The following is a 19,702-nucleotide window of genomic DNA, read 5'->3' as shown; positions in this document are numbered from 1 at the left end:
AGCTCAACATATTTAAAAGGGGCTGTATTAAAAGTAAAAATATTGTTATTTCGATGAGTAGAGCGAAGAGTAACCCTCCTGATAAACAACTCTGAACCAAACCACTATACAGCGAACGTAATATCAAAATCCTTTTCATACAGTCCCTAATTATAAACACCTTTACCTATCTCCTTTTTTCAAAGACATACCCCAGTACAATATCAAATACGCCACCGCTAAAGCCTCTAAGCTCTTTGGGTGAGTTTGTAAAGTAAAAACCTAAACGCGCTCCTTCATTCATACGGACTCCAAATCCTCCTGTAAATGCTTTTGTGCTATGATAAACTGCATAAAAATCTATATTTTCTATATCACAGGCTATAGCAAAATCCCAGTAATTAAAGCCTGATTCCAGATGACGATAACTTACTTTTGGTGTGAGTCCAAAAAGATCATCATCAAATTTCATTTTATAAGACAGAGATCCATAATAAAGACTGCGATCTATAGTAGAAATGCGATGGTAACGTTTATTATTGATACTTAACCAACTAAATTGTACTTCAAACCTATCCAGATAATAAGCCATTCCAAAATTACCGTCTACATAATTTTGTCTTTCATTAAAATTAACCAAAAGATCATCATCTAACTCCCCTACAGCTTTACCCATATCCAGATAATCTCCCGTCCAGCTTAAAGAGACCCCGAACTTCAACTTTTGTTCATCAGATAGTGGTAAATGATAAGCAAAGGTTCCCATCCCTTGTGTTTTACGCACCAACCCTGATTGATCTGTAAAAACATTTATCCCTACATACGCCCGATCATTTAAAGGGGTACTTCCTGAAAACGAAACTATGGTAGGCGCTCCTGTGATCTTATACCATTGGTTAGAACCGTTGAGGTAAATACTGGTTGCTTCATCATTACCAGCCATAGCAGGATTAACCTGATAAGGGTTCTGATACAAACGTCCCATTTGCCCAAACTGTTGAGGCATGGCAGCCAATGCTGCCATAACCAACACAACAGTAATCAGTATCTTTTTCATATGCATAAATTTCACTCTAACGAATAATTGTTACGAAGCTTTTATACATCTCACCGTCTACATTTAACATATAATAATAGGTTCCTTCTCCAAGAGTTTCTCCGGATAATGAGATACCTCCCCAGTCGCTCTGATAATTATTTGATTCATATACCTTTCTACCCGATCGATCTACAATCACCAGATGATGACTGGTAAAATGATCCAGATTACTTACTACCCAAACATCATTTTTACCGTCTCCATTAGGGGTAATAAAATTATTAGGTATCAGTATTTTCACTCCACCTTGAGTTTTTATCAAATAAGTTGTGGTCGCGCTACATCCGTTGGTATTGGTTTCTGTTAAAGAAACCCTGGTCTTCCCTTGACTTACAGGAATAGAAACTTCTGTTCCTGTAACCACACCTGATCCTCCTTCCCAGGTCCATTCGTAAGTAGATGAAGCATCACCATTTGCTTCTAACTTCACAATAGATCCTATTAAAGGGTCTCCCTCACTTACTTTCACAATAGTAGGTTCCGGCAATCTATATACTTCCAGCCTTCCTTTTGTGTATATAAAATCATAGTTAATTGCCGAAGCAGAATGTACCTCCAGATCAAATACACCTGGTACTTTACTACCTGTAGAAGGCCCACTCACTTTTGGTTTGCTTGTAAGCACACTTTCATTTTCTCCATTTACCCAATCGGTACTCTCTATTTCATATCCAAGTATCAATTCTTCACCCTGACATACTGTAACATCCTTAGCTTTTACCCTAAGCATTGCTTTTGCTATAGTATAATACTCTTTTTCTAACTGAATGGTATGATTGGCATTTGGAGTTAGAGAACCTATCGTTATTTCATATCGTCCTGCATTTTCTCCTGGTTTCCTGTCTAATTTTCCAGAAACAAGATTTCCTTTATCATTTCCATTGAGATCGGTCACTGTATAAGTCAGAGTCACAGGGTCTATTCCTCCATAAACCTTACCCTGATTAGCTGTAGGTGTAACCACCAGTATAATCGGTTTGATCGTAAAATCATTGGATTTAAAAGCTAATATATAATTCTGACTTCCTTGTACCGTTAACAACAAGCTTCCCTGAGTAATAGGATAATCCCCTACTACTTCTCCTGAAACACGAGACAAACTACCCGTAAGCACTCCTCCCTGGATATCATCATTGGTCAATCCGTTAACGGTATAGGTATAAGCTGGCGGATTGGCTTCACCGTAGACTTTATACTGACCTACATTTGCGGTTACTGTTAATTGTGCCTGAGTAATTTTAAATTTATCTGACTGGAAGGACAATATATAATTACGATTACTTGATGAAATCAGAGACAAACTACCTTGCGTAATCGGATACTCTCCTACCAATTCTCCCGAAACACGAGATAAACTACCTGTAAGTACAGATGCTTCGGTATCACCATTAGCTAAACCGTTGACTGTGTAAGTATAAACCGATGGATTGGACTGTCCATACACTTTCTGCTGTCCTGCATTTGCCGTAACGGTTAATGTTGCCGGGGTAATCTTAAATTGATCGGACCTAAAAGACAACATATAATTTTTAGCACCCTGAGATGTTAACTTCAGCGTGTTTTGAGTAATATCATACTCTCCTACTGCTTCTCCAGAGGTCCGAGAGAGTGTACCGGTAAGTATTATCTCTTCTGTATCACCATGGGTCAAACCGTTAACGGTATAGGTATAAACTGAAGGATTAGACTCCCCATATACCTTTTGTTGGCCTGCATTTGCAGTTACTATCAACAGAGCCTGAGTAATCTTAAATTTATCTGATATAAAATCCAACGTATAATTGGAACCATCTTGAGTGGTCAGTTTTAAAGTATTTTGGATGATATCATAATCTCCTACCGCTTCTCCGACATTACGGGACAGACTACCGGTAAGCACTCCTCCCTGGATATCATCATTAGTCAAACCGTAAACCATATAGGTATAGACTAATGGATCTGGTTTTCCATATACTTTCTGTTGACCCGCATTTACAATCACCGTCAACTTCGCCGGAGTAATCTTAAATTGGTCAGTTTTAAAGTCCAATGTATAATTGGAATTACCTTGAGTGGTCAGTTTTAAAGTATTTTGGATAATATTATAATTTCCCACAACTTCTCCAGCATCACGAGACAAACTACCAGTAAGCACTGATGCTTCTGTATCTCCATAGACCAAACCACTAACCGTATAAGTATAAGGTAATGGATTGGGTTGTCCATATACTTTCTGTTGACCTGCATCTGCTGTTACAGTCAGTTGAGCCTGAGTAATTTTGAACTTATCAGACAGGAAGGATAATGTATAATTCTGGCTACCCAATGTTGTCAGTTGCAAACTCCCCTCCGTAATGGTGTAATCTCCTACGGACTCTCCCTGTACACGAGACAGACTACCGGTAAGCACTCCTCCCTCGGTGTCACTATGGGTCAATCCGCTAACTGCATAGGTATAAACTGATGGATTGGGTTGCCCATAGACTTTCTGTTGACCTGCATTTGCTGTTACAGTCAGTTGAGCCTTGGTGATATTAAATTGCGAACTCTGAAAATTAATAGTATAATACGGAGCACTTAAAGTTCCCTGTAGAATATTGTATGCCCCCACCTGTTCTCCCTGTACACGTGTTAATGCTCCCTGCATAATCTGCTCATCGTCTCCCGTATCAAAACCTGTAACGGTATAAGTATACACGGAAGGCTCGTCATTTCCATACACTTTCCCCTGCCCGGGATCAGCCACAACCGTAAGCACCGAACATTCCTCTTGATCTCCCTGAATATTCCAGGACCGTTTCGTCATCAAGTTATCCCTATCCGCACCCGAACGACAATATTTCAAACCTCTGGCCCCTAAAATAATTCCGGTAACTGGTGTGGGCAGGCTCTCGTTATAGGTATTCCAACCTATAAGGGTAGCATCATAATTCCCCTTAGACAAACCAGAATTATTGAGCATATTGTCCATATTGACCCTAGAGGCTATTTTCCAATTACCTAAAGTATGATTAAAGGCTGTAGCTCCCCAGAACATGGCATTCATATCATTTACAGCCGCCACATCCCAGTTTCCAATATTCTTATTAAAAGAGGCAGCGCCGTAAAGCATAAGAGACATGTCCTCCACTGCCGAAACCGTCCATCCGCCAATATCCTGATTAAATTTGGTAGCATCCATAAACATACCACTCATATTAGTTACACCGGACACATCCCAACTGCTTATATTTCCATTAAAAGCTTTGGCTTTATAAAACATCATAGACATTAACGATACATTATGTACTTTCCAATCGTTTAAATTTTGATTGAATTGAGTAGCTTCCGAGAACATATTATCCATACGCATTACACTGGACACATTCCAACTACTTATATCCCCATTAAAGGCTGTAGCAGAAGAGAACATCATACGCATATTCTGGACATTATGCACTTTCCAATCGTTTAGATTTTGATTAAACTTAGTAGCCCGCTGAAAAACAGAGGACATACTGGTTACATTCGAAACATCCCAATTACCGATATTTCCATTAAACTCAATTGCCCCCTCAAACATACTATCCATCTCCTTCACCTTACTCAGGTCTGGCTTATCCGTTGCCGCATAAACCATATTCTCTGCTCCATGGAAAGCGCTTTTCATAGATTCCCATTGAATATCTCCCCATTGGTCAATACTTTTTAATTTAGATCTGCTATTCTGATTATTATTTAAATAAAAATGAGGAAAATCGCCACCAATTTCTACCCGATAAGTACCGGCAGAGCCAAAATCAATGGTTTGAGAAGAGGTTAGCCCTCCTAATAAGCCGTTCACATTCGGGTCTGTCGTAGACTCCCAGTAAACATTATAATTATAGGTGTAACTGCTGATATTAGGATCCAGATGAGGAACATTATTTGTAGAAATAGTAATTTCAGTATCATTTGCTGGTACTGTCCAAGTGGTAATAAAGCGACGTGGACACTCTTCTAGATCTTCCTGTATATTCCATTGCCTATTAGTTTTCAAATTTTCTCGGGCTGATGCAGACATACAATATTTTAAACCTTTTGCTCCCAACGTAATTCCGGTAATTGGACTTGAAAGAGATTCGTTATAGGTATTCCACCCAGTTAAAGTAGCATCATAATTTTCCTTAGACAAACCAGAATCATCGAGCATATTTTCCATCTTGACTATAGAGGTTATTTTCCAATTACCTAAAGTATGATTAAAGGCTGTAGCTCCCCAGAACATACCATTCATATCGTTTACAGCCGCCACATCCCAATTTCCAATATTCTTATTAAAAGAGGTGGTATTCTGAAACATACGGGACATATTCTTCACAGCCGAAACCGCCCACCCGCCAATATCCTGATTAAAATAATCGCACCAGGAAAACATATAACTCATATCCTTTACATTGGATACATCCCAACTGCTTATATCTCCGTTAAATTGAGAAGCCATGGAAAACATACCACTCATGTTTTCTACCTTAGATACATCCCACCTCAGGTCTTTATTAAAACTTGAAGCACTAGAAAACATATTTTGCATATTTTTTACACCAGACACATTCCAATTACCTATATCCTGGTTAAATAAAGCTGCATTAGCAAACATAAGTGTCATATCAGTAACATTGAAGACTTTCCAGTTGCTGATATTTCCATTAAATTTAACAGCCCCATCAAACATAGCCCTCATATCCTTTACGTTAGATACATCCCAGTTACTTATATTTCCATTAAAATCAGAAGTCGCTGCAAACATCCTTTCCATATTATTTACATTGAATACTTTCCAATTGGTTAGATTCCGATTAAAGGCAGTACCATAAAACAGATACCTCATATCTTCTACATTAGAAACATCCCAATCATTAATATCTGCATTAAAGACAGCAGCATAAGAGAAAGTGTGTCTCATATTCTTGACATGAGATACATCCCAAGCTCCTATATCTCCATTGAATTTAAGTGCAGCTTGAAACATACCATCCATAGCTGTAACCTGACTAAGATCTGGTACATCTGTTGCATTATATTCCATATTAACCGCACCAGCAAAAGCATCTGACATAGATTTCCATTCAATATCCCCCCATTGGTCTATACTATGTAATTTAGGAGCATTGATGGCATTATTATCCATATAAAAATGAGGGAAATCGCCACCAATTTCTACCCGATAAGTACCGACAGCACCAAAATCAATAACCTGATTACCAGTCACCCCTTTAAGCTCCCCTTTCACATTAGGGTCAGAGGTAGACTCCCAATAAACATCATAATTATAGGCATAAGTACTACTAGTAGGAATGGTTATTTCAGTATCTCCTGCCTGCACTGTCCAGGTGGTAATAAAGCGACGTGGACACTCTTCTAGATCTTCCTGTATATTCCATTGCCTATTAATTTTCAAATTTTCTCGGGCTGACGCAGACATACAATATTTTAAACCTTTTGCTCCCAACGTAATTCCGGTAATTGGACTTGAAAGAGATTCGTTATAGGTATTCCACCCGATTAAAGTAGCATCATAATTTTCCTTAGACAAACCAGAGCCATCCAACATTCTAAACATGTTGTTAACTGATTCTATTTTCCAGTTGCCTAAAGAATAATTAAAAGAAGCAGCTTCTTTGAACATCTCTAACATAGACACTACATTGGATACTGTCCATTGCCCTATATTCCTATTAAAAGACTCTGCATAAGAGAACATCCATCTCATATCAACTACCTTAGACACATCCCAGTTATCTATATTTCCATTAAAAACACGAGTATCAGAGAACATTGCCTGCATAAGAACTACTTTCGAAACATTCCAGTAGCTAAGATCTCTATTAAAAAGCTGCGTTCCCGAAAACATAAAACTCATATCTGTTACGTTCCCTACCTCCCATCTGCTAACATCTCCATTAAAAATAGAAGCACCAAAAAACATAGATCCCATTTCGGTAACATTACTTACTTTGGAAGCCCATTTACTCAAATCTCCATTAAAAGATCTGGCACTGGAAAACATACTGCCCATATTTTTCACACCAGACACTTCCCAATCTTCAATATCCCCATTAAAGGCTCTGGCAAAAGCAAACATATCTCTCATGTCCTTCACTTTAGCTACATCCCACTTGTTAAGATTCTGATTAAAAACAGTAGCATAATGGAACATGCCGCTCATATCCTCCACATTAGACACCTTCCAATTTCCTACGTTTTTATTAAATAAAGCGGCATGATCAAACATTTCTTTCATGTTCTGTACATTGGAGACAACCCAACCTCCTATATCTTTATTAAACAGAGGAGCATTACTAAACATACCATTCATATTCTCTACATTGGACACATCCCAGCTCCCTATTTCTCCATTAAATAGAAATGCTCTATAGAACATAAAGCTCATATTTTTCACCTTAGAGACATTCCATTTATTTAAATCCTTTGTGAACCTGGCAGCACGATCGAACATATAGCTCATATTTTCTACCTTAGATACATTCCAGTTATTGATATCCTGATTAAAATAATCGCACCAGGAAAACATATAGCTCATATCTTTCACATTGGACACATCCCAGCTCCCTATTTCTCCATTAAAACTTTTAGCACCAAAAAACATATAGCTCAGATCTGTAACCTGACTGAGATCAGGCAGATCTGTTGCATTATATTCCATCTCATTCGCTCCTTTAAAAGCACTATTCATAGATTTCCACTGAATATCTCCCCACTGATCTATACTTTGTAATTTAGACCCGTAGTCAGAATGATTATTTAAGTAAAAATGAGGGAAATCGCCACCAATTTCTACCCGATAAGTACCGGCAACACCAAAGTCAATGACCTGATTTGCTGTCACCCCCTCAAATGATCCTTTCACATTAGGGTCAGAGGTAGACTCCCAATAAACATCATAATTATAGGCATAAGTACTACTAGTAGGAATGGTTATTTCAGTATCTCCTGCCTGCACTGTCCAGGTGGTAATAAAGCGACGTGGACACTCTTCTAGATCTTCCTGTATATTCCATTGCCTATTAGTCATCAAATTTTCTCTGGCTGATGCAGACTTACAATACTTTAAACCTTTTGCTCCCAACGTAATTCCGGTAATTGGACTTGAAAGAGATTCGTTATAGGTATTCCATCCGGTTAAAGTAGCGTCATAGTTTTCTCTGGATAAACCAGAATTATCCAGCATATTAGCCATATTGGTAACAGACGCTATCTTCCAGTTTCTTAAAGACTGATTGAATGCAGTAGCTTCATTAAACGCACTATTCATATTTCCTACCTTAGAAACATCCCAACCACCTATATCGCTGTTAAAAGAAGAAGCATATTTAAACATATTCTCCATACTCTCTAAACTGGAAGGTACCCATCCACTTATATTCCCATTGAAAGCAGAAGCGCTATAGAACATGTATGCCATTCTGGTTACTTTAGATACGTCCCATCTTAAATCACGATTAAATGCAGCTGCTTCCCTAAACATATACGCCATGTTTTCTACCTTAGACACAATCCAATCACCTATATTTCCGTTAAACCTGGAAGCTTTAAAAAACATATTCTGCATATCAGTTACATTCAGAACTTCCCAATCACTTATATCTCCCTCAAACATCTCAGCCCCCCTAAACATATAGCTCATATTATTTACATTGGGAGCTATCCAATTATTTATATTGCCATTAAAAACTTTAGCATTGGCAAACATCCAACTCATATCTTCTACCTTAGAAACATTCCAATGAAGATCATGGTTAAAAACCTCTGCATCATGAAACATATGTTTCATATTGATTACATTGGATACTGTCCAATTTCCTATATTGCCGTTAAATGCCTTAGCCCCCCAAAACATAGCTTCCATATTATCTACAGCAGACACGTCCCATCCGGTAATATCACCATTAAAAGAAGAAGCATCATGGAACATATAATGCATCTTTTTCACATTAGAAACAGTCCAATTGAGGTTTTGGTTAAAATTAACAGCTTCACGAAACATGCTACTCATATCTGTCACCTTAGATACATCCCAGCTACCTATATTTCCATTAAACGCTCTCGCTTCATAAAACATAGATTCCATACTCTCAACAGAAGACACCACCCAGCTGGCAATATTTCCATTAAATTTAACAGCACCGGAAAACATCATCGACATATTTTTTACGTTGGACACATCCCAATTCAGATCTTGATTAAAGTTAGTAGCACCAAAAAACATAGAAATCATATCTGTTACCCCAGAGACAGTCCAATTGCTGATATTTCCGTTAAATGCAGTAGCTCCCCAGAACATGAGCCCCATATCTGTTACATTGGAAACAGTCCAGCCCAAATCCTGATTAAAGGAAATAGCATTAGTAAATGTTTGTTTCATTTTCTTTACGTTAGATACATCCCAGTCTCCAATTGTACCATTAAAAGCTCTGGCATTGTCGAACATGAAGCTCATATCGGTCACCTGGCTCAGATTGGGTTTATCCGTTGCTTCATAAACCATATTTTCAGCCCCTCTAAAAGCACTTTCCATAGATTCCCACTCAATATTTCCCCATTGGACTATGCTATACAGTTTCAGCCTATCATCATTATTACCCAGGTAAAAGCGAGGGAAATCGCCACTAATTTCTACCCTGTAAGTACCTTCAGCACCGAAGTCGATTACCTCAGAAGAGTTTAGTCCTGCTAATAAGCCAAACACATTTGGATCTGCGATAGATACCCAATAAACATCATAATTATAGCTTAATCCAACAGTAGGAATGGTAATTTTGGTATCTTCTGCTGTTACTTTCCAGGTAGTAACAAAATTATCTGTACTTCCTGGTACTATAGGTTGTTGGGCTGAAGCGCTAAGTTTTAAACAAAGTAGCACCAGCAAACCCCAAAAAGGTAAGTGTTTAAGTTTCATAAGTGTTTTTTCAATAGTAGATACAGCTTAAACACCTAACACAAAAAATTGTTCTAAAGCAGAAAAAAAATTTAGAAAAAGTCAAATAAACCACTCAGATTGCAGTTTGTTTTTTCGATCTACAACATACCACAACGGTTGGTATATCACTCATAATGATTATGCCATAGTAATTTTCAGTCTAAAAGATAACAGCTATGATCTTCTAATAACATTAAAATGAGTGCACTATCTATTGGCGTTTGGAATTGTAATAAAGCTAGATTTATGGTATTAAATACAGGAGTTTTACCTAAAGCAAATGGCTTGTTTGTATAACATCGGGCTGACACAGGGATAACACCAGATATAGACCGGGTATAGACCAGATACAGTGGAGAATAGGCGGACTATACGTGGACTAGAGGTGGAGAATAGGTGGAGTTATAAATCAGGGGTTTTAGACTGTATAATCTGTTGATTCGTTGAAATCGCTATACATTCAAGTATACTTATTCTGAATGAACTACACAATTTTATTTGGATATATTTAAATTCGTCTTGAAAAATTGAGGACAAATTCGATAAGTAAATCTAGCTCAAAATTAACAGCTGTTATCTCTAGCTGATGCTATATTAATTTTGTAGCTAAGGGGTTTCCGGGTAACAATTTCCATACAACAACCTGTGTTTAAACCAAATGAAATTAATCTGACAAATTACCTTGCGATAATCTGTAACTTACCATTATCACATGAAAAATATAAATAAAATGAAAAAATTAGCTAACAAAGTGGCTCTGGTAACCGGAGCAGGTTCTGGAATAGGTCTTGCTGTTGCTTTAGCGTATGCTAAACAAGGTGCTAAAGTTATGGTGTCTGACATTAATGAAAATGCCGGACAGGCAGCCGTAAAAGAAATTGAAAAAATTGGTGGAACCGCCGCATTCTTTAAAGCAGATAGCTCGCTACCTCAGGATAATGAGGCTTTGGTGGAAGCTACGCTTAAAAAATTTGGGCAATTGGATATTGCCTGCAACAATGCAGGGATAGCCGGAGAACTTAATTTAACTGGAGAATATAGTTTGGATGGCTGGAAAAAAGTTATAGATATTAACTTTAATGGTGTTTTTTATGGTTGTAAGTACCAACTATTGGCTATGGAAAAAAATGGTGGCGGTGTTATAGTAAATATGGCTTCTATACATGGTACTGTTGCTGCGCCTATGTCTTCGGCTTATACGGCTGCCAAACATGCCGTAGTGGGATTGACTAAAAATATTGGTGCAGAATATGGGCAAAAAAACATCAGGTGTAATGCTGTAGGACCTGGTTATATTGATACCCCTTTACTTGCTCAGCTTGATGAAAACCATAAAAAAGCATTAATAGCTAAACATCCGATAGGAAGATTGGGTAAGGCGGAAGAAGTAGCCGAGCTTGTTTTGTTTTTAAGTACAGAGCAATCTTCTTTTATGACAGGGGGTTATTACCTTGTTGATGGCGGATATACGGCTGTTTAATAAGGCTCATTATCTGTTTTATACTATGGTAGCGGAAAATCATCAGTAAACAATTTTCAGCTACTATAGTATAAATTTACCTGATTTTATTTACCCTCTCTCTATTTCTAAATAATTATACAATCCTATCTAGCCCTCTCCTATCTATTATACTTCATTTTACTTTCAACTATTTTATTAATTTTATCCATCTCTTTATAAAATGCAGAAACTTTTTTGTTTGGTATTTTTAAAAGGGCTTGGATATTATGATGCGAAAAACATACTTTATTTTACTTTCTTGCCTGGGTTTTACCTTATCCCTAAGTTATGCACAAAGCCCCAAAGACTCTGTTGAAGTTTCTTTGGAACCTTATGTTAGTTTACGTGGACATTTGGCTGTATATGACGAACAAATGGAGCTTCAGGAAAATGCTTCAAAAATTGGGATGCGTTTATCGGCTGGTAACAACAGAGTGAGCTTTATTGCAGGAACTGAGGTGCAGCTCAACATGTTTAAAGGTAGTTCTTCTTTTAACGTTGATGGAGATCTGGCCGGAGGTTTTTTAGTTGTACAACCTTCGCAAACACAGCAGGTTTTTGGTAACAGGCTAGGTTACCTAGGTATAGATCTGCATAAATATGGTACGGTTACATTTGGAAAACAATGGGGTGTATATCGTGATATAACTTCTTATACTGATCAATTTAGTGTTTTTGGCAGAAGGGCATCTGCTACATTTATTGGCGGGACTGATGGTGGTGAAGGCGGGACAGGACGGGCAGACCAGGCTATTATTTACAGAAACCATTTTGGACCGGTTTCTTTAGGTGCACAAATGCAGGCCAGAAATAGTAATAAAAGCAGGTTTATAGATGGCTATGGCTTATCATCCCAAATACAGGTTACCAAAGAGTTTCTTATTGGGCTTGCCTACAACAGGGCTTTTTTGAATGAGCCACTTATTAATAACCATCAGGTAATTGGCCTTACCGGCAACCCTGTTTATTTTTCTTTTGGCACCAAATACAATAGCGATAAAATAGATTTTGGTTTTATTCTTGTACATCAAAAAAACGGGGATTTTACTCAGGGCGAACTTGTTCATCCAACATTAGGGACGCTAAAACCTACAGTAGTATACGATGCTAATGGAGCTGAAGTATTTGGTAAATATAAGTTTCAAAAATATGCGCTATTATTGGGCTACAACCTTTATGTGCCCGAAACAAATATTACCAGTATCCCTGTAGGAAACGATCTGCCTATTAATTCAAAATTCAGAACCAGCGACTTAATTTCTGGTATTATCTACCAACCGGTTAGACCTGTGCAAATTTATGCTGAACAGAGGGTATCTTTTGGGAGAACGGCTCTTGGCAAAAAAGAACCTAGTGTATTCACTTTAGGACTAAAACTAGATATTGCTAAGCAATACAACAGCACAATGTTTTTTTAGAAAACATTAAAAAGAAAAGGGGGACTGTCTCTTTTACTAGAAACAATCCCCCCGCTATTTATTTCAAAGAATTTAAGATCCTAAGAATATAGTTCTGCTTTTTGTGCCTTAACCACATCGTTGGAAATATATTCGTCATAAGACATTAGTTTATCCAACACTCCCTTAGGTGTAATTTCTATTACTCTGTTAGCCACTGTTTCTGTTAACTCGTGGTCACGTGATGTAAACAGTAATACACCTTTAAAGTCTTTAAGTCCGTTGTTTAATGCTGTAATAGATTCCAAATCCAGGTGGTTGGTAGGCTCGTCTAATAAAATTAAGTTAGGTCCTTCCAACATAATTTTAGAGAACATACAACGCATTTTCTCCCCTCCGGAAAGTACAGAACATTTTTTCAGAACTTCTTCACCAGAAAACAACATCCTGCCTAAAAAACCACGAATAAAGGTTTCATCTTTATCTGTCTTAGAATAAGGTCTTAACCAATCTACAAGATTATCTTCAACCCCATTAAAATACTCATAATTATCATTAGGGATATATCCCGGTACTATGGTAACTCCCCATTTAAACTCTCCTGTAAAGTCTGTGTCCTTACCAGAAAGTATTTCGTAAAGTGCTGTGGTTGCTAAAGAGTTATTGGAAAGAAAAGTGGCTTTATCTCCTTTATTAATTGTGAAAGTAAGGTCTTTAAAAAGCACTTCCCCATTTACTATCTTAGTCAGTTTTTCTACCTGCAATACCTGATCGCCAACATCACGTACCATTTGGTTAAACATAATTCCCGGGTATTTTCTGCTGGAAGCCTTAATCTCATCTACACTAATCTTATCCAAAGCTTTTTTACGGCTGGTTGCTTGTTTAGACTTGGAAGCATTGGCAGAGAAACGACGAATAAATTCCTGTAACTCTTTAATTTTATCTTCCATTTTCTTATTCTGATCGGCTTTTTGTTTTAAAGCCAATTGAGAAGACTCGTACCAGAAAGTATAGTTACCGGTGTAGATGTTCATTTTACCAAAATCAATATCTACGATATGTGTACAAACCGTATCCAGAAAGTGCCTGTCGTGTGAAACTACCAATACAATGTTCTGATAATCTGCTAAAAAGTTTTCTAACCAGGCGATAGTATCTATATCAAGGTCGTTGGTAGGCTCATCCAGAATCAGGATATCCGGATTACCAAATAAAGCTTGTGCTAATAATACCCTTACTTTCTCATTACCATCCAGCTCATTCACCAATTTATAATGCTTATCTTCTGTAATGCCCAGGTTACTCAATAAAGTAGCGGCATCGTTTTCAGCATTCCACCCATCCATTTCAGCAAAAAGGTTTTCCAGCTCTCCGGCTCTAATCCCATCCTCTTCAGAAAAATCCTCTTTCATATAGATAGCATCTTTCTCTTTCATGATTTTATACAGCTCTTCATGACCTTGTAATACGGTATCAATCACTGCAAATTCATCAAAAGCCGCATGGTTCTGGTTAAGTACTGCCCTTCTTTCGCCAGGAGTATAGCTAACACTTCCGGTGCTTGGGTCTACTTCGCCAGTTAATATCTTCAAAAAAGTAGATTTTCCCGCTCCGTTAGCCCCTATTATTCCATAGCAATTGCCATGAGTAAATTTTAAATTAACATCTTCAAACAACGTACGCTTTCCGAAACGTAGAGATAAATTAGATACTGTAATCATGCGGCAAATGTACGTTTTATCTTTGTAAATTTTAACAGCAAGAAAGAGAACCATGGACTATAGACAATGGACGATGGACCATTGACGATGGACTATAGACTATGGATGAAAAAAACTATCTTTCTCCTGTTTATTGTAAAAAGATGAAATGGGGTAAACAAGACATTATTAATTTTTTAAAAGAAAATCACGGCAAAGCTGATATCTTAAATTTAACGGAGCTGGTTAAAACAGAAAACATAGCTACAAAGGATGTCTACAGTATCTGTAAAAACGAAAAAGAACAGCAAGTTGTATTCAGAGCGGCTTGGTTACTGGAAGAAATTTTCATGAACATAGAAGATTCTTTTACTATTATATTGAAAGATTTTCTTCTCCATTATCCTCTGCAGCAAAACCAGAGTGCTCAACGGCATTATTCTAAAATTGCCATGCGCATTTCTAATGTTGCCTACATCAAAAGGTATCAATTATCAGCAGCTCAGTTAAAACCTTTGACGGAAGGAAGTTTTGATTGGCTAATTTTTGAAGATACTCCCGTTGCCATTAAATGCAACTGCATAGATATATTGTACAACCTTTCTCTGGTACTTGCTAATGAAAAATGGATAATAGACGAACTGTTAAATATTCTGGAGCTCAACCTGCTTTCCGAATCTCCTGCACTATTATCCAGAACAAAAAGGGTTTTAAAGAAACTAAAGCTGTAGTTTTGTACATATTCAGAATATCATGAGCTTGAACAAAACAGATATTATACAAAGTGCTATCCTTAAACTGGAAGAGAAAGAATATAATCTCCGCAGCCTGATTGCCCAAACACGTGAATCTAATAACGATACCAAAAGTAGTATGGGCGACAAATACGAAACATCTCGTGAAATGCTCCAACAGGAAATAAATATGCTTGAAAAACAACTTACTGAACTGCTTGCACAAAAGGAACAGTTTTTTAAAATACGGGCCGAAGACACCAAAGAGGTTAACCTAGGGGCACTTGTAAAAACATCTATTGGCAATCTGTTTATTGCGGCAGGTATTGGCGAGTTGCAGGTAAACGGTATAAAAATCATGAACATTTCTCCCCTATCACCTTTAGCTAAAGAAATAGCCAGAAAAAAGGCAGGCGATAGTTTTGTGATTAACGGTAAACAACATCAAATCTTAGACGTCAAATAAAATGCAGACTATGGAACTTACGACCCCTGCCCTATTATTCTCAGCAATATCCTTATTACTGCTGGCTTATACCAATAGATTTTTGGCTTTAGCAAACTTAATCAGAAGCATAAAACCTATTTATCTTCAAAATAAAGAAGAACGCTTACTGGCACAGATCCAAAATCTAAAAAGACGTATATTTCTGATCAGGAATATGCAGGGTTTTGGTATACTCAGCTTTTTTTGTTGTGTACTGTGTATGTTTTTACTTTATTACAATCAAAACGACATCGCCGAATATGTATTTGGAGCAAGCCTTTTTTTGTTGATGATTTCGTTATTCCTCTCTTTCAGGGAAATACAAATATCAGCAACGGCTCTTGAAATAGAATTGATGGATCTGGAAACCAAACAAACAGAAAAAAAATAAAAAACGGTATATATAGTGTAACTTTTAAAGAAACGGTTCGTCTTAAATCATAAAAAACAGATGGATATTATTATCATCCGTTATGATATATTCAAATTTAACACGCAACAATCTGATAATGAACAATACACATTTAAATCAAAAAATATAGCTTTACAAAAAAAACATTCAATACACTCATAACAAACAACTTAATCTAAAAACACATCCTAGCAACTATTAAAGTTATCTACGCCTTATTTTATGTCACTATACCGCAATCTAAAATTACTGCTCATTCCTTTACTCATCATAACCACCTATCTATCTGCACATTCGCAAGCTTCATCAACCATTAATGGAGTAATTAGCGATAAAGAAACAGGTGAAACCCTGATAGGGGCCACAGTAAAAATATCAGGAGATAAACAATTAGGGACCGTCACCAATGCTTATGGATTCTATTCCATTACCTTACCCAAAGGAAATTATAGGGTAAGTATAAGTTATGTAGGTTATCAAACTATCAATGAAGAAATAAAACTGGCTACAAACCTTAAAAAGGACTATCAGATGCAAACCTCTACTACTTTACAAGAGGTTGTAGTACATGCAGAAAGACGAAACGAAAATGTAACCAGCCCACAAATGGGTGTAGAAAAACTGAACGTCAGGGACATTAAAAACATACCCGTTCTTTTTGGTGAAAGAGATGTTTTAAAAACCATCCAACTACTACCAGGTATTAGTTCTTCTGGCGAGGGAAGCTCAGGGTTCCATGTCAGAGGAGGTTCAGTAGACCATAATCTTGTATTATTGGACGAAGCTCCGGTTTACAATGCCTCGCATCTGCTAGGTTTTTTCTCTACCTTTAATTCAGACGCCATAAAAGATGTAACCGTATTTAAAGGCGGTATGCCGGCACAATATGGTGGCAAGCTTGCTTCGGTCCTGGATATCAGGATGAACGACGGTAACAAAAACGATTTTGGTATTGAAGGTGGTATTGGTCTGATATCGTCCAAACTAAAGGTAGAAGGACCTATCTCTAAAGGAAAAAGCTCTTTCATGCTTAGTGGACGCAGAACCTACGCCGATATGTTTCTGGCTTTTTCTCCCGACTCCAGCATCAGAGGTAACAAGCTGTACTTTTATGACTTTAACGCTAAAACCAACTTTATTCTGGACGATAAAAACACCATTTTTGTATCCGGTTATTTTGGACGCGACCGCCTTTACCTAAAAAATGCCTTTGGTTTTGATTGGGGAAACACTACTGCTACCGTAAGATGGAACAGAATATTTTCTAACAGATTATTTGGAAATACTTCATTAATCTATTCTAACTACGATTACCGGATAGAAAGCTTAATGGAATCTAACGACTTTAAAGTAAGTTCTGCCATTAAAGACTTCAACCTGAAACAAGATTTCCAATATGCTGCCAACGAGCACAATATTAAATTTGGCATAAACCTTATTCACCACACTATTGACCCCGGAAAAATAACCGCAAGCAGTTTATCCAGCGTCAACGAATCTAAAATTGAGAACAGAAAAGGTTTTGAAGGAGCTGTTTATGTAACCGATGACTGGAAAGTTTCGGACATCTTCAACGTGGCCTACGGATTAAGGTTAAACTCTTTTTCGATGATTGGAGCAGGTACTTTTAATACCTATGATGTGGATGGAGATATTACAGAAAGCAAATATTACAAAGATTGGCAAGTAGTAAAATCCTATCTCAATCTGGAACCCAGATTATCTGCCAGCCTGCAACTTGCAGACAATAAATCTTTAAAGACCTCTTACACCAGAAACACCCAAAACCTGCACCTGATGTCTAATTCGACTACCACGTCGCCTACAGATATTTACATCATGAGCAGTAACAATACCAAGCCTGAAATTGCAGATCAGGTAGCTTTAGGATATTTCAATAACTTTAAAAATGATAATTATGAATTCTCTGCCGAAGTCTATTACAAATGGATGCAAAACCAGATTGATTATAAAACCGGATCTGATTTAAGAGGTAATTCAAATGTTGAAGCCGATTTATTATACGGCGATGGCAGAGCTTACGGTATAGAACTTCTCTTCAAAAAGAAATTTGGCAATTTTAACGGATGGGTTGGGTATACGCTTTCTAAAACAGAAAGAAGTTTTGACGGAATAGACAACGGAAAATGGTTTAATGCCAAGCAAGACCGTACACACGACATCTCTGTAGTAGGTATATACAAAGCAAATGCAAGGTGGGTATTCTCTTCTGCATTTGTGTACAATACGGGTAATGCTATATCTTACCCCGAGGGTAAGTACCAGATAGACGGAAACACCCTGTTCTATTATTCGCAACGGAATGGTTACCGTACCCCAGCTTATCACCGACTGGACCTTTCGGCTACACTGGAAGGCGATCCAAACAGGAAATACCAATCCAGTTGGTCTTTTGGACTTTATAATGTTTATAATAGAAAAAATGCCTATTCTATTGATTTCAGAGAAAACGAAAACGATCCTACCAAAACAGAAGCTGTAAAAACTACTCTTTTTGGTATTATACCTTCTGTAACGTGGAACTTTAAATTTTAGTAATCATGAAACTAATTTATGCTGTAAAAAATATAGGCTTTATAGCCGTACTTACCCTCCTCCTGTCATCATGCGAAGAGGTAATTGATATTGATGTTAACCAAAACCAACCCAAACTGGTTATTGAAGGGAATGTAACGGATGAACTGGGCAAACAGTTTGTAAAAATAAGCGAAACCGTTCCGTTTAAAAATGAATCTGCCATTAAAGAAATTAGTGGGGCAACAGTTATGATCCAGGAAGAAAACGGTCAGCTTTATCATCTTACAGAAGAAAGCAACGGATTGTACTCTGCTTCTTTCAAAGGGTTATCAGGCAAGAAGTACTATTTAGCCGTAACTATAAACGACAAAACATATCAGGCTAGTTGTGTAATGCCCGAAAAGGTAGTGTTGGATTCTATTTCGGTAACCCAGGTTTCTATGTTTGACGAGAAAAGAAACTTCTTAAAACTGCACTATCAGGATCCACCGGAAGAAGGTAACGCTTACCGTTATATTATCAAAAATAATGGAGTACCTTATAAAGGCTTTTTTGTGAGTAATGATAAATTTGACAATGGCCGCTATGTCAACAGAACGGTTTATACAGATGACCCCAAAATTGAAGTAGACGACAATATTGACGTAGAGTTTCTTTGCATCAGTCCGGAAGTTTATAAATACTTCTATTCTTTAGTGCAGATAACCGGAGGTGGCGGTCCACCTGTATCTGCGGGTAATCCTGTTTCAAATATCAGTGGAGATGCCTTAGGTTATTTCAGTGCACATACTATACAAAGAAATTCTTTTCAGGTTAAATAGATGATGACTGACATTTAATAAAAGAGGATCATAGCTGTATCAAAAATAAAAACGTTGTCATTTCGATGAGTATAATGAAGAGAAATTTCTTAT

At 37.3% G+C, this 19,702-nt stretch carries 10 protein-coding genes; 7 read left to right on the top strand and 3 right to left on the bottom strand.

Going from position 1 to position 19,702, the window contains the following annotated elements; genetic code table 11:
* Positions 1 to 166: 166 nt before the first annotated feature.
* Together ACFSAH_RS00190 and ACFSAH_RS00185 are read right to left on the bottom strand one after the other, a co-directional pair.
* Complete coding sequence (locus ACFSAH_RS00190; RefSeq protein WP_379660658.1) at positions 167 to 1,036, bottom strand: PorP/SprF family type IX secretion system membrane protein; 870 nt, start codon at positions 1,034 to 1,036, stop codon at positions 167 to 169.
* Between the two features lie 16 nt (positions 1,037 to 1,052).
* Positions 1,053 to 9,995 (bottom strand): BspA family leucine-rich repeat surface protein, encoded by an 8,943-nt coding sequence (locus tag ACFSAH_RS00185; protein ID WP_379660657.1) that lies wholly within the window; start codon positions 9,993 to 9,995, stop codon positions 1,053 to 1,055.
* A 751-nt stretch (positions 9,996 to 10,746) separates the two neighbouring features.
* Here ACFSAH_RS00185 and ACFSAH_RS00180 point away from each other — a divergent pair.
* Both ACFSAH_RS00180 and ACFSAH_RS00175 read left to right on the top strand, forming a co-directional pair.
* A complete protein-coding gene (locus ACFSAH_RS00180) occupies positions 10,747 to 11,496 on the top strand; it encodes an SDR family NAD(P)-dependent oxidoreductase (protein ID WP_379660656.1) in 750 nt (249 codons plus the stop codon).
* A gap of 248 nt (positions 11,497 to 11,744) precedes the next feature.
* Entirely contained in the window at positions 11,745 to 12,935 is a 1,191-nt protein-coding gene (locus ACFSAH_RS00175; protein ID WP_379660655.1) for a porin, read from the top strand.
* 80 nt (positions 12,936 to 13,015) lie between these two features.
* Here ACFSAH_RS00175 and ACFSAH_RS00170 read toward each other — a convergent pair whose 3' ends face one another.
* The gene (locus tag ACFSAH_RS00170) at positions 13,016 to 14,638 is read right to left on the bottom strand and encodes an ABC-F family ATP-binding cassette domain-containing protein (RefSeq protein ID WP_379660654.1); all 1,623 of its coding nucleotides are present in this window, start codon (positions 14,636 to 14,638) and stop codon (positions 13,016 to 13,018) included.
* A gap of 101 nt (positions 14,639 to 14,739) precedes the next feature.
* Between ACFSAH_RS00170 and ACFSAH_RS00165 the strand changes: the two genes are divergently transcribed.
* The 5 genes from ACFSAH_RS00165 to ACFSAH_RS00145 all read left to right on the top strand — a co-directional run bounded on the left by ACFSAH_RS00165 (position 14,740) and on the right by ACFSAH_RS00145 (position 19,609).
* Positions 14,740 to 15,348, top strand: coding sequence for a hypothetical protein (locus tag ACFSAH_RS00165; RefSeq protein ID WP_379660653.1), 609 nt, complete (start codon positions 14,740 to 14,742; stop codon positions 15,346 to 15,348).
* A gap of 22 nt (positions 15,349 to 15,370) precedes the next feature.
* A complete protein-coding gene (locus ACFSAH_RS00160; protein WP_379660652.1) occupies positions 15,371 to 15,817 on the top strand; it encodes a hypothetical protein in 447 nt (148 codons plus the stop codon).
* Positions 15,818 to 15,827: 10 nt separating this feature from the next.
* Positions 15,828 to 16,229, top strand: a complete 402-nt coding sequence (locus tag ACFSAH_RS00155) for a DUF2721 domain-containing protein (RefSeq protein ID WP_379660651.1) — start codon at positions 15,828 to 15,830, stop codon at positions 16,227 to 16,229.
* 243 nt (positions 16,230 to 16,472) lie between these two features.
* Complete coding sequence (locus ACFSAH_RS00150) at positions 16,473 to 18,806, top strand: TonB-dependent receptor (RefSeq protein WP_379660650.1); 2,334 nt, start codon at positions 16,473 to 16,475, stop codon at positions 18,804 to 18,806.
* A gap of 5 nt (positions 18,807 to 18,811) precedes the next feature.
* Positions 18,812 to 19,609: a DUF4249 domain-containing protein gene (locus tag ACFSAH_RS00145; protein ID WP_379660649.1), complete on the top strand. Its 798-nt coding sequence runs from the start codon at positions 18,812 to 18,814 to the stop codon at positions 19,607 to 19,609.
* Positions 19,610 to 19,702: the final 93 nt, after the last annotated feature.

The sequence above is a fragment of the Pseudopedobacter beijingensis genome, assembly GCF_042678145.1.
GTDB lineage: Bacteria > Bacteroidota > Bacteroidia > Sphingobacteriales > Sphingobacteriaceae > Pseudopedobacter > Pseudopedobacter beijingensis.
The sequence above is the reverse complement of the archived record's forward strand: the minus strand, read 5'-3'. Positions and strand labels throughout refer to the sequence as shown.